The 13,257-nt window shown below is 72.1% G+C and carries 11 protein-coding genes and 1 pseudogene; 4 read left to right on the top strand and 8 right to left on the bottom strand.

The window, feature by feature from the left end; genetic code table 11:
• The first annotated feature begins 76 nt into the window (after positions 1 to 76).
• Positions 77 to 2,383, top strand: coding sequence for a hypothetical protein (locus AMA02S_RS43890; protein ID WP_245667317.1), 2,307 nt, complete (start codon positions 77 to 79; stop codon positions 2,381 to 2,383).
• Positions 2,384 to 2,564: 181 nt separating this feature from the next.
• On the opposite strand, the pseudogene mptB reads toward AMA02S_RS43890, so the two are convergent.
• The 3 genes and pseudogenes from mptB to AMA02S_RS02725 all read right to left on the bottom strand — a co-directional run.
• Positions 2,565 to 3,806: pseudogene (gene mptB, locus AMA02S_RS43895) on the bottom strand (polyprenol phosphomannose-dependent alpha 1,6 mannosyltransferase MptB); the annotation flags it as partial.
• Positions 3,803 to 4,534 carry a glycosyltransferase family 2 protein gene (locus tag AMA02S_RS02720; RefSeq protein WP_067450927.1) on the bottom strand — a complete coding sequence of 244 codons (732 nt, stop codon included), beginning with the start codon at positions 4,532 to 4,534 and terminating at the stop codon, positions 3,803 to 3,805. The pseudogene mptB and the gene AMA02S_RS02720, both read right to left, overlap by 4 nt.
• Positions 4,535 to 4,624: 90 nt before the next feature.
• Positions 4,625 to 4,960 carry an STAS domain-containing protein gene (locus tag AMA02S_RS02725; protein ID WP_067451538.1) on the bottom strand — a complete coding sequence of 112 codons (336 nt, stop codon included), beginning with the start codon at positions 4,958 to 4,960 and terminating at the stop codon, positions 4,625 to 4,627.
• 252 nt (positions 4,961 to 5,212) lie between these two features.
• On the opposite strand from AMA02S_RS02725, the gene AMA02S_RS02730 reads away from it, so the two are divergent.
• Positions 5,213 to 5,584 carry a hypothetical protein gene (locus AMA02S_RS02730; RefSeq protein WP_067450929.1) on the top strand — a complete coding sequence of 124 codons (372 nt, stop codon included), beginning with the start codon at positions 5,213 to 5,215 and terminating at the stop codon, positions 5,582 to 5,584.
• A gap of 69 nt (positions 5,585 to 5,653) precedes the next feature.
• On the opposite strand, the gene AMA02S_RS02735 is transcribed toward AMA02S_RS02730, so the two are convergent.
• Together AMA02S_RS02735 and AMA02S_RS02740 are read right to left on the bottom strand one after the other, a co-directional pair.
• The gene (locus AMA02S_RS02735; protein ID WP_067450932.1) at positions 5,654 to 6,769 is read right to left on the bottom strand and encodes a sensor histidine kinase; all 1,116 of its coding nucleotides are present in this window, start codon (positions 6,767 to 6,769) and stop codon (positions 5,654 to 5,656) included.
• A 7-nt stretch (positions 6,770 to 6,776) separates the two neighbouring features.
• The gene (locus AMA02S_RS02740) at positions 6,777 to 7,472 is read right to left on the bottom strand and encodes a response regulator (RefSeq protein ID WP_067450937.1); all 696 of its coding nucleotides are present in this window, start codon (positions 7,470 to 7,472) and stop codon (positions 6,777 to 6,779) included.
• A gap of 266 nt (positions 7,473 to 7,738) precedes the next feature.
• On the opposite strand from AMA02S_RS02740, the gene AMA02S_RS42750 reads away from it, so the two are divergent.
• Together AMA02S_RS42750 and AMA02S_RS02745 are read left to right on the top strand one after the other, a co-directional pair.
• Positions 7,739 to 7,909: a hypothetical protein gene (locus AMA02S_RS42750; RefSeq protein ID WP_169806762.1), complete on the top strand. Its 171-nt coding sequence runs from the start codon at positions 7,739 to 7,741 to the stop codon at positions 7,907 to 7,909.
• A gap of 85 nt (positions 7,910 to 7,994) precedes the next feature.
• Positions 7,995 to 9,551 carry a long-chain-fatty-acid--CoA ligase gene (locus tag AMA02S_RS02745; RefSeq protein WP_067450940.1) on the top strand — a complete coding sequence of 519 codons (1,557 nt, stop codon included), beginning with the start codon at positions 7,995 to 7,997 and terminating at the stop codon, positions 9,549 to 9,551.
• A 10-nt stretch (positions 9,552 to 9,561) separates the two neighbouring features.
• Here AMA02S_RS02745 and AMA02S_RS02750 read toward each other — a convergent pair whose 3' ends face one another.
• The 3 genes from AMA02S_RS02750 to AMA02S_RS02760 form a co-directional block, all read right to left on the bottom strand.
• A complete protein-coding gene (locus AMA02S_RS02750; protein ID WP_067450942.1) occupies positions 9,562 to 10,464 on the bottom strand; it encodes an endonuclease/exonuclease/phosphatase family protein in 903 nt (300 codons plus the stop codon).
• Between the two features lie 157 nt (positions 10,465 to 10,621).
• Positions 10,622 to 11,806: an elongation factor Tu gene (gene tuf, locus AMA02S_RS02755; protein ID WP_067450945.1), complete on the bottom strand. Its 1,185-nt coding sequence runs from the start codon at positions 11,804 to 11,806 to the stop codon at positions 10,622 to 10,624.
• 235 nt (positions 11,807 to 12,041) lie between these two features.
• The gene (locus tag AMA02S_RS02760) at positions 12,042 to 13,241 is read right to left on the bottom strand and encodes an MFS transporter (protein ID WP_067450948.1); all 1,200 of its coding nucleotides are present in this window, start codon (positions 13,239 to 13,241) and stop codon (positions 12,042 to 12,044) included.
• Between the last annotated feature and the right edge of the window lie 16 nt (positions 13,242 to 13,257).

A 13,257-nucleotide genomic window follows, 5' to 3' on the forward strand; every position in this document is an offset into this window, starting at 1 on the left:
GCGCCGCCGCGGCCCTTCTCCGGCGCTGTCGCGGACGCCCCGCGCGTGCTGGTGACCCTCTTGTAGCCTGAGGGCCATGATTGCGCGGGGGACGGGGATCGGGGTGTTCCTCGCCGTCGTCGTGGCGGTTCTGGGCGGCCTCGCCGGATCGGCGCTGGCGGCCGGGAACGTGCCGGTCACCAGTGGGAACGCGATGCCGGGCGGACAGGCGGGGGCGCCGACGATCAGCGGCCGGGTCGTGATCATCGGGATCCCCGGGCTGCTGTGGAAGGACGTCGATCCGCAGCGGACCCCGGCGCTCTGGGGGCTCACCGGGCAGGGGGCGGCCGGGGGGCTCAGCGTCCGCACCACCAAGGTCAACACGTGCCCGACGGACGGGTGGCTGACGCTGTCGGCGGGGCAGCGGGCGCGGCTGGCGCACGGCGACTGCGCGCTGCCCTCCTCCCCCATCATCTCCGGGCAGCCCTCCCCCAGCGGGCCGCCGCCTCCGGGCGGCGCGGTGGCGCCGGGCTGGCCCGCGATCAAGAGCGACAACGCCGGGACGTCCTACCACGCGCAGGTGGGGCTGCTCGGCGACGCCGTCCACGCGGCGGGCGGCTGCACGACGGCGATCGGACCCGGCGCGGTGTTCGGGCTCGGCGACGGCAACGGGCGGGTCGACCACTACGCCGCGTCCCCGGACAGGGTCACCGCCGCCGAGTGGTCGCGTTGCGCGATCACCGCCGTGGACGTGGACGAGATGTTCCGCGCCTTCCTCGACGCCGGGGTCGATCCGCACGGGGACCAGGTGCCGGTCGAGGAGGACCAGCGCGCCGCCGCCGCGTCCGCCGTCGACCGTCGGGTCGCGCAGGTGCTGTCCGGTGTCCCGGGCGGCACGACGGTGCTGGTCGCGGGGCTCTCCGACACCGGTGTCCGGCCCGGTCTGCGCGTCGCCGTCGTCAAGGGCGGGGGATATGAGCCGGGTTTCCTGACCTCGGGCGCCACCCGGCAGGACGGTCTCGTCACGCTGACCGACCTCACCGCGACGGCGCTGAAGCTGCTCGGGCTGCCGCAGCCCAAGGAGGCCGTCGGCTCGCAGTGGCGCTCCCAGCCGTCGGGGACGTCCACGAAGGCGAGGGTGGGCGCGCTGGAGGACGAGGACGTCGCGGCACAGGCGATCCGCAACGTCCAGACGTCGTTCTACTGGATGCTGTTCGCGGTGCAGCTCGTGCTGTACGGGATCGCGGCGCTGGCGCTGCGACGGGTGGGCAGTGACCTTCGCTCGCGGGCGCGGGTCCTCGGCGGCACCCGCGTCATCGCGTTGCTCGGCGGTTCGGCCCCGGGCGCGTCCTTCCTGGCGGGGCTGATGCCGTGGTGGCGGTCCGCGCACCCGACGCTGGTACTGATCTGCGCCGTGCTGGGTTTCGCCGGGCTGATGACGGGCGCGGCGCTGGCCGGCCCGTGGCGCCGATCGTCGTTCGCACCCGGGCTGGTCATCACCGGGCTGACCGCGCTCATCCTCGCCCTGGACGTGATGACGGGTTCGACGCTCCAGCTCAACACGCTGATGGGCTACACGGCGCTGGTCGCCGGCCGCTTCTACGGGTTCGGGAACCAGGCGTTCGCGCTGTTCGCCGTCGCGGCGATCCTCACGGCGGCGTGGCTGGCCGAGTATCCGCTGCGCGCGGGCCACGGCGCGGCACCGCCCCGCTGGCTGGCCTACCGGGACGGGAAGGCCGCCGCGGTCGGGGTGGTCGCGCTGGTCGGCGTCATCGCGGTGGCAGTGGACGGGCTGCCCGCGTGGGGCAGCGACTTCGGCGGCGTCCTGGCGATCGTGCCCGCGTTCGCCATGCTCGGCATGATGATCGCGGGACGGCGGGTGTCGCCGTTCAGGTTGCTGCTGTTCTGCGTGGGCGGGCTCGTGCTGGTGTTGCTGATCTCCTATGTGAACTCGCGCAGCGCCAACCCGACGCACCTCGGCCGCTTCTGGCAGGACCTCATGGACGGGGACGCCTGGGACGTCGTGAAGCGCAAGTTCACGGCCATGATCGGCAGTCTCGGCTACTGGCCGTTCACGCTGCCCCTGGCGGCGGCGCTCGGGTTCCTGTTCTTCGTGCTGGTGCGGCCGAACCGGTGGCGGGTCTCGCTGCTGAACCGCTCGTACGAGCACAGCATCACGATGCGCCCGGCGCTGGTCTGCGCGCTGGCGGTCGGTGTCATCGGCACGCTGGTGAACGACTCGGGCGTGGTGATCATGTCGGTCGCGTTCAGCCTGGCGACCCCGCTGATGCTCGCGGCGGGCGTCCGGTCGCTGGAGCTCGACCTGATCGCAGACACAGGACGGTCAGAGCCGCGAGAACCGCGAGAAGCGTCCACGGGATCACCGTCGGCCGAACGACAGTGACGAGCCAGGACAGCTCGTCCGGCAGTCCTATGCGTTCGGGCGCGCGCGCGGGCAGGTAGGCCAGGCTGAGTGCGCTGGTGTGGGCCAGCAAGACCCAGTCGAAGCGGGTCCAGGGGAGCAGCGCCAGGAGCGCCCAGCCGAACCCGTCGTACCAGGGCAGTTCGTAGGGGGCCGCCAGGAGCCAGGCGAGGATCAGGGCTGCGGCTATCCGGTGTTGGTCTTCTTCGCTCCTCGGCAGCGCGCGCGCCAGCAGGACGAACAGGATGACGCCGAGCACCATCGAGCCGATCTTGATGACGGTGCGGTGCTCGCCTCGTCCCAGCAGGACGTCCACCAGATGCCAGGGAGTGGCGAGCGAGACCATGTTGCTCGCCTGGCTGACCTGGTCCAGCGCGTGGGGGCCCGCGAGCAGGTACGAGGCCGTCGCCACGACCGTCGCGCCGCCGACCAGGGCGACCAGACCCGTCACCGCCCTGCGGTTCCGGGACGACCAGGCGTCGCGCAGCAGCGTCCAGGCCGGTCCGCCGCCCACCAGCGCGGCGGGCAGCTTGATCGCGGCACCGGCGCCGATCAGCGCGCCCGCGGCGAGCGCCCGGCCCGGCCCCGGTGCCCGTCCGGTGAAGATCGCGAGGGCCGCCACCATGGGAGCTATCGCCAGGACGTCGTTGTGCGCGCCCGAGACCAGGTGGTACAGCAGCAGCGGATTGCACGTCCACAGCAGGGCGGTGCGCAGGCGCCGCTCCTCGCTCCGGGACGTCCGGTAGAGGATGAGGGCCGTCAAGGCGAACGCGAGCGTGTTGATCAGGGACAGCACGAACACCGTCAGCCGCACCGACCCGCCGCCGATCCACGAGGCGAACGCCTGGGACCCGGTCGCGATCGGCCCGTACACCGACGGGGTGAAGCGCCATTCCTCGGGCGCACCGGCCACGGGGTCGCCGGCCATGTCCACGGCGCGTGTGACGTACGGATCGTGTCCTGTCGCCGCCATCCGCCCGTACGAGGCGTAGTTCAGATGGTCGGTGGACCCGGCCGGCGGCAGGCACGTGAACGCCACCGCGGCCAGCAACCCGGCGACGACGAGCGGGAACGCCCGTACCCGCCAGCCGCGCCCGACGCCGGCGAAGCACAGCCCGAGCCCGGCGGTCCCCATCAGGACACCGGCGACGGCCAGCCCGATCACCACGTACGGCGAGGGATGGGCATCCAGCGAGTAGGGCGGCCGGCCGCTCCTTCCCGCCAGCGAGGGCACGAACGCCGACGGACCCAGCAGCGCCGTGGCGAGGAAACACGCGACGGCGGCGCCGATGGCACAAAGCCCGGCGGTCCCGATCTTCTGTCCGTGGCCCGTCCCCTCGGCGGGGTCGTCGTCTGGGGGGCTTGCGTGGCCCGCGCGGGACGCGCCAGGGCCGGGACGGGTCATCGCCTGCGGCCGCCCAGGCGGGCGAGTTGTCCTGCCACCATGGGCTCGCGGACGGCGAGGGCCCTGGCCACGTCACGGAACTGCCGTGCCCGGTGCACCTGCGCACGCCAGTCGGTGCCGGTCGCGCGGTGCGCCAGCGGCACCTCCACCTCCGTCACCCGGAAGCCCTTGCGCAGCAGGTCGATGGTGAGCGCGGTCTCCACGCCGAAGCCGGGGGCCAGGGGGAGCGCGGCGTCGAACGCGGCCCGCGTCAGGCAGCGTTGCCCGTTGAGCGGCTGTGTGGCCTCCCAGCCGGTGGCGCGCCTGATCCCGTCCCGGGACAGGCGGACGACGAACCCGTGCCCGCCGAGCTTCACCGTCGAGGAGAACGCCGCGATCGTCATGTCCGCCTCGCCGGCCCGTACCGGCTCGACCAGCGGTGCCGCCTCGTGGGCGGTCTCGGCGAGGTCGGCGTCCAGGAACAGCAGGTGACGCGGCTGGTCGAGGTCCTCGTCCAGCAGCCGGACGGCCTCCGCTCCGCTCTCCATCGCCGCGCCCTTGCCGCGGTTGCGGCCGTGCCGCACGACCCGCGCCCCGGCCTGCCGTGCGACCCGTCCGGTGCCGTCGGACGAGCCGTCGTCGACCACCACGACCAGGCCGGCGCCGGGCAGTTCCTGCGCGGCCTTGACGGTGGCCGCGATCCGGTCGGCCTCGTCCTTGGCCGGGATGATCACCGCTACGTCCTGCATACCGTGATCGTAGTGCGGCCCGCGCGGTGGCGTCCGCAAAGCGCGACGGCCCGCGGGTATCCCCGCGGGCCGCCTTCCGGGTTGGGACGGTCAGCCGGCGTCCAGCGCCGGCGCCGCATCGATGACGGTGAAGACGGTGTCGAGTCCGGTGACCTGGAGGATCCGCTTCACGGCCGGACGCGGAGCGGCGAGCTCGAGCGCGCCGCCCTGCTCCTTGAGCCGCTTCATGGCCGCAAGGAGCACGTTCATGCCGGTCGAGTCACAGAACTCGACACCGCCCAGATCGACCACGATGCGGTTGACCTGGTCGCGCAGCAGGCCCGCGAGGGCCGCCTGCAACCTGGGTGCGGTGTACAGGTCGAGTTCGCCGGTCGCCGTGACGACGGCGTGACCACCCTGAGACGCAGTCGAGACGTTCAACTCCACGTTCGGCACACTATCTCGCCGAAGGCGTGCGGGCCAGACAGTTCACCAAGTCCCGTGTGGCGCGGGCGTGTCCGGGACGCGTCGCCGCTGGAACAGCCCGTACGCTTTGTGAACTACGTTGAGTGATGATGTGGTTTCGGGTGTCCGTGATGGTGACGGCCGGTCCGGCGTTCTGCGTGGTTCCACCTCGCGGAGCGTCCGAGTAGGGAAGGCTGGGCGCGTGCAACAGCGGCTTGAGGAGGTGCGCAGCACGTGAAGGCCGATCGAGCGACGGACCCGAGAGAGACCCGGCTCCGCGAGCGACTGGAAACGATCCGCGCGCGCTCGGAGAAGTCCACGTCCTGGCGGTCTTCCACGCGGTACCTGTACCGCCTGGTGAACAAACACGGCTTCGTCCCGGTCCGGACCCGGCTCGCCCGCGAGGACATCGCCTTCCTCGCCGGCGCACGCGACGAGGTGATCGCGTTCGCCGACCTGGGAATTCGCCTGCTCGAACTGCACCGCCCCCAGGAGGCGGGCGGCATCACCAGCGATCCCGACAGCCCCATCCAGCGCTGCCGCGCGTGCATGTGGCGCTGGCCCTGCCCCACCTTCCGCGCGGTGGACGACGCCGTAGACAAGTAAGCCGTAGACAAGTAGTACGCACAGGCCGGGGCAAGCAGACCCTTCGGACGGGATCGCAGCGGACACGGCTTAGACGTGGAGGGGGAGACGGACCTCGAAGCGGCAGCCGGGGCCCTCGTTCGCGACGCCGATCCTGCCGGCGTGGGCCTCGACGATGCCGCGGGCGATGGCGAGGCCGAGACCGGCGCCGCCCCCGGGCGTGCGGGCGGCCTCCCCGCGGAACGCCACGTCGAACACGCGCGGCAGATCCTCCTCGGGGATGCCCCCGCAGGCGTCGGCGACCGTCACCCGGGCCTCGCCGTCCCGAACCTCACCGATGATCTCCACCGCGCCGTCGCTCGGAGTGTGCCTGATCGCGTTCACCACGAGGTTGCGGAGCGCCCGGCCGAGCTCCCCCGAGTCCACCTGGACGGGCAGCCCCTCCCGGACGTCGCCGTGGACGCGCACCCCCTTGGCCCGTGCGAGCGGTTCCGCCCCCGCGACGGCCTCGGCGACCAGATCCGCGAGGCCCACGCGCCGCCGCGACAGCCGCAGCGCGCCCGCGTGGATCCGGGACAGCTCGAACAGGTCGTCCACCATCTCGGTGAGCCGCTCCACCTCGACCCGGATCCGCTCGTGGTAGCGCCGGACGGTGCCCGGGTCGGCGACCACCCCGTCCTCCAGCGCCTCGGCCATCGCGCGCAGCCCGGCCAGCGGCGTGCGCAGGTCGTGGCTCACCCAGGCGACCAGCTCGCGGCGGCTGGCCTCCAGGGCCTGCTCGCGCTCGTGCGCGGCGGCCAGCCGGTCGTAGGCGGCCTCCAGTTCGCGGGACAGCTCGGCCAGTTCGGCGGGCAGGTGTGCGGCCGGGGGGCGGAACCGGTCCGCGCGGACGGCCTCGACCAGCACCCGGTTCGCGGCCACCAGGCGCCGCCCGAGCAGCACGGACACCGCCATCGCGACCAGCCCCGCGGTCGTCACCACCGCCAGCACGACCGAGCGGTCATGATCGTTCAGCAGCATCAGGTACGAGATCACGAGGATGCCCGAGATCATCGCCAGTACCGTCGCCGCGCCCACGACGATCAGCTGGACGGCCACCGACCGCCCGCGCAGCGCGTACAGCAGGCCGAGCGCGACCCCCGCGACGACCAACGCGGCCGACGCGGCGTAGAACACGACCCACAGCAGGTCCTCGAACGGGATCATCGGTCCCCTACCGCGGCTCGTACCGGTAGCCGACGCCCCAGACCGTGACGATACGGCGCGGCGTGGTCGGGTCGTCCTCGATCTTCTCGCGGAGCCTCCGGACGTGGACGGTGACCGTGGACGAGTCGCCGAACGTCCAGTCCCAGACGCGTTCGAGCAGCTCGTCGCGGGTGAACGCCTGCCGCGGGTGGCGCAGCAGGAACGCCAGCAGGTCGAACTCGCGGGCGGTGAGCGCCAGCCGCGCGCCGCGCCTGGTCGCCTCGTGCGCGCCGACGTCGACGACCAGGTCGCCGTCGCGCAGCGGCCCCCCGGGCCCGGTCGGGACGAGCGCGCCGCGCGCCCGCCGCAGCACCGACCGGACGCGCAGCGCCAGCTCGCGGGGGCTGAACGGCTTGGTCACGTAGTCGTCGGCGCCGGTCTCCAGCCCGACGAGACGGTCGGTCTCCGTGCCGAGCGCGGTCAGCATCACGATCGGCACGGTCGAGGTCTCGCGGAGCCGCCGGCACACCTCCAGCCCGTCCATGCCCGGCAGCATCAGGTCCAGGACGACGAGGTCGGGCGGGTGGTCGCGGGCCTCGCGCAGCGCCGCCCGTCCGTCCGCGACGCAACTGACCTCGTGGCCGTCGCGCGCCAGGTAGCGGGCGACGACCTCGGCCACCGTCGGGTCGTCGTCGACCACGAGGACGCGGCCGGCGTGGGTCACGGGCCGCCGTCCCGCCCGGACGCGCGCGGAGAGGTCATCCCTTCACGCTACGGGGCCGAGCTGCGATCACACCGGTCCCGTCACCACTCCGTAAGGAATTGATCCAGCTCCGTATGAAACTGGGGCGGAGCCGTTCCCGTAGCCGGCTCAGGGTGCGGCCCCGGGGACGCCTCAGGGTGGCCCTCCGCCGAACGGCGGGCCGGAGGGTGTCCAGGGTCGTCCCCTGGTGTGATGACGATCAACGGGGCACCGCATACGGTGAGGTCATGGGAAAGACAATCCTGACAATCCTTGGTGTCGTGCTCGCGATCTGGCTGGCGATGAGCGTGATCGGCGCCCTCATCTCCATGCTGAAGCTCTTCTTCTTCATCGGGTTCGTCGCCGTGCTGGTCGTCCTCGCGGTGACCCTGGTCTCCAAGATGTCCAAGAGCCGATAGCGGACGGTCCACTGCTCTTGTCGAGCCCGCCGCGTACCCGGATGATGCGCAGTAACCAGGCGGCCGTCGGCGAAAGGACCTACCCGTGCCGGGTCTGACTGAGGTGCTGCGCGAGCGCGCGGACCGGCATCCCGACCGCGTCGCGTTCATCGCGGGCGACGTCCAGATCACCTACCGGGACTTCGACCGGCGCGTCGACCGGGCCGCCGCGGCGCTGGCGGCGTCCGGGATCGGCCGCGGCGACCGCGTCGCGATCCTCGACAAGAACTCCCTCGAATACGCCGAACAGATGTTCGGCGCGGCGCGGATCGGGGCCGTCCAGGTGCCGGTCAACTACCGGCTGGCGCCGGACGAGGTCGCCTACGTCGTCAACAACGCGCAGGCGAAGGCCTTCATCGTCGGGTCGGAGTTCGTCCCCGTCCTGGACGCGGTCGCGGGAAAGCTGGAGCACACCGCCCACACGCTGGTCATCGGCGGTACCGGGCACGCCCACCGCGACTACGCCGCCTGGCTGGCCGAGGCGGACGCGGCCCCGTCCGAGATCGACGTCGACACCGCCGAGGTGTTCGTCCAGCTCTACTCGTCCGGCACCACGGGCCTGCCCAAGGGCGTGATGCTGACGCACGACAACTTCATCTCGATCCTGCCGCTGACCCACGATGCGTGGGGCATCGACGACACGTCCGTGATGGCGGTCGCGATGCCGATGTACCACGTCGCGGGCAGCGCGCTCACCGTCTGCGTGATCTTCGACGGCATCACCGGTGTGATCAACCGCGAGCCGGACCCGACCGCCATCGCCCGCGCGATCGAGCGGCACCGCGTCACGCACATCTTCCTCGTCCCGGTGCTGATGCAGTTCATGCAACTGCTCCCGGAGGTGGCCGAGGCCGACATGTCGAGCCTCCAGCTGCTGCTCTACGGGGCGTCGCCGATCGGGGAGGACGTCCTGCGCGGCGCCATGCGGATGCTGCCGGGCACCGGGTTCATGCAGGTCTACGGGCTGACGGAGACCACGGGCGCGATCACGATGCTGCCCGTGCGCGACCACGACCCCGATGGCCCGAACCCGCACCGGCTGCGCAGCGCGGGACTGCCCAACCCGTCCTGCACGCTCAAGGTCGTCGATCCGGGGACGCAGGAGGAACTGCCGCTCGGCCAGGTCGGCGAGATCCTGTGCCGCACCCCGCAGAACATGAAGGGCTACTGGGAGATGCCCGAGGCGACCGCGTCCGCGCTGCTGCCGGGCGGCTGGTTCCGGACGGGCGACGCCGGTTACCTCGACGTGGACGGTTACCTCTACATCCACGACCGCATCAAAGACATGATCATCTCCGGGGGTGAGAACGTCTACCCGGCCGAGGTCGAGAACGCCCTGCTGACTCATCCCGCCGTGACCGACTGCGCGGTCATCGGCGTCCCGGACGAGCAGTGGGGTGAGACGCCGAAGGCGCTCGTCGTGCTCTCCGCGGACGTTTCCGACGCCGATCTCATCGGCCACTGCCGCGAGAACATCGCCCACTTCAAGTGCCCGACCTCGATCGAGCGCCGCGAGTCGATCCCCCGCAACCCCACCGGGAAGATCCTCAAGCGCGAGCTCCGTGCCCCCTACTGGCAGGACCACGAACGCGCGGTCAACTGAACGCCGTGGGCTACCGGAAGTGGATCACCGCCGACAGGGGGCGGTGGTCGGAGGAGGTGACCGGGACGGCCGGGACACTGCACGAGGCCACGGCGTTCTTGGTGACGAACAGGTAGTCGGCCTTGTCGGTGGCGGTACCCCGCCAGTCCTGAACGGTTCTGGCGCCGATCCGGGCCCCGCCGGTCCCCTGGTCGCACTCGGAGTAGGAACGGTACAGCGGGTCGAGTACCGCGCTGCCGGGGCCGTCGGTCAGGTCACCGCCGACGACGACACGGGTGCCGATCCCGGCGAGTGGACCCAGAGTGTCGACCTGCTTCTGCCGCCACTCGCCGCTCGGGTCCTCGCCTGCGGCACTGAACTGCGTCGCGCAGACCCGGGTGTTCCAGGACGGTACGTCGCCGCACACCGCGACCCGTCCCGTCCCGGCGGGGGAGGGCAGGGGGGAGGTGCGGACGCCGGTGATCGGCGCCGCCGCCCCGACGGCCACACCGAGCCGCCCCTGCCCGTCCGCGCAGGAGGGCCCTGTGCTGAACGGCGCGAAGGCCCAGCCCCACCGCGCCAGCCTGCCGGTCTTCTTGAGGGTCTGGACCTGCCCGGAGCAGACCTCCTGGAGGAACACCGCGGTCGGCCTGACCTTGCGTCCGCCGACCTCGGTCCCGTTGATCTGCTGGACGATCCGCTGCGTGAGCTCCGCGGGCCGCGCGCCGAGCGGGCAGCCGGGCCCGGGTGCGCCGCACACGTTCCACGTCATCGCGCTGACCGTCACCGCGGACACCTCGCGTACCCCGTCGGCGTGCGCGGGACCGCCGCCGCCGGGCAGCCCGTCGATGGCGGCGCCGGCGCCCGCCGCGGCGACCACCGCGGCGGCTCCGCAGACCGAGAGCAGGGGAATCAGGGCGCGGGGGACTCGCACACGGTCTCCAGAATGGGGGTTTCACCGGGAATGATGTCGAAATCCCACCACATCAAGATCGCTTTCGCCAGCCGTTCGCGACGGCTCGATCGTGAGAATTTCGAAGGCCCGGCGGACGGGTCGTCCGCCGGGCTCCGACTCCTGGTCGAGCAGCCGGTCAGTCGAGCAGCACGGTCACCGTGCCCGCGCCGACCGTGAGGCCGCCCTCGCGGATGGCGAAGCCGAGCCCCTCGGTCATCGCGACCGGCTTGCCGAGCTCGACGGCCATCTCGACCGAGTCGCCGGGCAACGCCATGCCGCCGTCACCGCCGAGGTCCACGCCGCCGACGACGTCCGTGGTGCGGAAGTGGAACTGCGGGCGATAGCCGTGGAAGAACGGCCTGCTCCGGCCGCCCTCCCCCGCAGTCAGCACCCGGACGCGCGCGCGGAACCGCGTGTGCGGCCGGATCGCGCCCGGCGTACTGATCACCTGACCGCGCCGCACCTGGTCGCGCCGGACGCCGCGCAGCAGCATGGCGGTGTTGTCGCCCGCCTCCGCATGGTCCATCGACTGGCCGAAGGTCTCCAGCCCCGTCGCGACGGAGCCGAACGACTCGCCCAGCCCGACGACCTCGATCGCGTCGCCGAGACGGATCGCCCCCTGCGCCACCACGCCGGTCACGACCGTCCCGCGTCCGGTGATGGTGAGCACGTTCTCCACGGGCATGAGGAACGGCCTGTCCAGCACCCGCTCGGGAACCGGCACGTACGCGTCGATCGCGTCGAGCAGGTCACCGATCCGGGCCATCCAGTACGGGTCGCCCTCCAGCGCCCGCAACCCGGACACCCGGACGACGGGGATCTCCTCGCCGGGGAACCCGTACTCCGACAACAGTTCCCGCACCTCCAGCTCGACGAGGTCGAGGATCTCGCCGTCCTCGACCATGTCGGCCTTGTTGAGCGCCACGACGATGTGCCGGACGCCGACCTGATGCGCGAGCACGATGTGCTCCCGTGTCTGCGGCATCGCGCCGTCCTGCGCCGAGACGACCAGCACGGCGCCGTCCACCTGCGCCGCACCCGTGATCATGTTCTTCACGTAGTCGGCGTGCCCCGGCATGTCGACGTGGGCGTAGTGCCGGGTCTCGGTCGCGTACTCGACGTGCGCGACGTTGATGGTGATGCCGCGGTCGCGCTCCTCGGGGGCGCGGTCGATGCCCTCGAACGGTATGGCGGACGCCAGCCCCCGCCCGGCGAGCACCTTGGTGATCGCCGCGGTCAGGGTGGTCTTGCCGTGGTCGACGTGCCCCATCGTCCCGATGTTGAGATGCGGCTTGGCGCGCTCGTAGACCTGCTTGGCCATGATCTTCGTCCTCACTGGTGGATCCGGTGAGAACCACGCGCGTCCGCACAGGACACGCGTTCAGGCCCACCCCCCTCCGCTGGTTCTCCGGAGGTGGACGGAGAGGGGTCAGCTTCGCGCGCCGCCGTTGGCGACCGCGACTGCTGCCGCTGCCAGGAAGGCAGCCGGCACCGCGCCCTGCAGGCATTCGCCTGCGAGCGTCCGGGTGCCGGCTGCGAGGAACATGGTTCGCAGACTACGAGCCGGCACCCGGGAAGTCGACCGGTTTTCCGCGCAGCAGGTACCACCCCAGCGCAGCCCCCATGAACTGGAAGGACGCGATCGCCAGGACGAGCCCGACCGGCCCCACCGCGTCCGCCGTCACAGCGGTCAGCGCCGCCCCGAGCGCCGAAGCGCCGATCTTGAGGCTGCCCGCCGTCGTGTTGACCTGACCGAGCCGATCCGGCGGTGACTCCCGCTGCCGGAGCATCAGCGTCGCCGCGAACACCGGTCCCTCGAACACTCCCGCGGCGGCGAAGGAGGCCATCGCCCACGGAACCGACGGCACCACCGAAAGCGACGCCAGCGACACGCCGAACGCGACGAGCCCGCCGAGCATCACCGGCTCGGCATGCCGCGGCGTCAGCCACCGGCTGGCCGCGAGGGCCCCGAGGAACGACCCGATCGCCATCGCCACCAGCATCCGCCCGCCCGCACTCGGCGCATCCCCGAGGTGTTGGGCGAGCAGCACGGCCGTCACCGCGACCCCGCCGAACCCCAGCCACGCCAGCGTCGTCGCCGCCGTCAGCGCCCGCAGCACCCGCCCTCTGGCCAGGACGACCAGCCCACCCGAGACGACCCCCGTCCACCCGCCCTCCGGAACGTCGCCCCCGGCCCCCGGGAAGGGCAGCAGGGGCAGCACGAACAGCCCCACGACAGCGCTGACGACGATCGCGATCCCGGCGTACTGGCCCCCCAGCGACGCGGCGAGCGCCGCCGCCAGCCCGGGTCCCGCAATAGCAGCAAGGTTGTAACTGGAAGCCTCCAACCCATAGGCCCGCGAGAGCCGCCCGACCGCCACGAAACGCGGAAGAAACCCGGTCAGAGCCACCACCACCGGCTCCGTGCACCCGATCACCCCCGCCACGCACAACGCGAGCACCATCGGGGAACGCCCCGCCATCAGCAGCAGCACCGCCGTCGCGGCGGCGTAACCGACCGCCAGGACGACCGCGACACGCCGAGGACGCGCCACCCGATCGATCACATTGCCGATCACCGGCCCGCTCAGCACGTACGGGAGCGTCATCGCGGTCTGGAGGTACCCGGCGCTTGCGGCGTGCCCCGTCCGCGCTTGCACGGTCAGGACCAACGCCGTCGCCAGGCCCTCGGCGGAGACCCGCAGCAGTGTGGCGGCCGTCAGGTGAAGGGGGAGTGCGGCGGTCCTGCCGATCACCCCGGAATCCTGTCAC

It is taken from the genome of Actinomadura macra NBRC 14102, assembly GCF_001552215.1.
In the GTDB taxonomy this organism is placed as follows: Bacteria; Actinomycetota; Actinomycetes; order Streptosporangiales; family Streptosporangiaceae; genus Spirillospora; species Spirillospora macra.

What these genes read in the sequence shown, in the direction of transcription:
- AMA02S_RS43890 (WP_245667317.1), top strand. Translation starts at nt 77, where the DNA reads ATGATTGCGCGGGGGACGGGGATCGGGGTGTTCCTCGCCGTCGTCGTG.
- AMA02S_RS02720 (WP_067450927.1), bottom strand. Translation starts at nt 4,534, where the DNA reads ATGCAGGACGTAGCGGTGATCATCCCGGCCAAGGACGAGGCCGACCGG.
- AMA02S_RS02735 (WP_067450932.1), bottom strand. Translation starts at nt 6,769, where the DNA reads ATGATCCCGTTCGAGGACCTGCTGTGGGTCGTGTTCTACGCCGCGTCG.
- AMA02S_RS42750 (WP_169806762.1), top strand. Translation starts at nt 7,739, where the DNA reads ATGGGAAAGACAATCCTGACAATCCTTGGTGTCGTGCTCGCGATCTGG.
- tuf (WP_067450945.1), bottom strand. Translation starts at nt 11,806, where the DNA reads ATGGCCAAGCAGGTCTACGAGCGCGCCAAGCCGCATCTCAACATCGGG.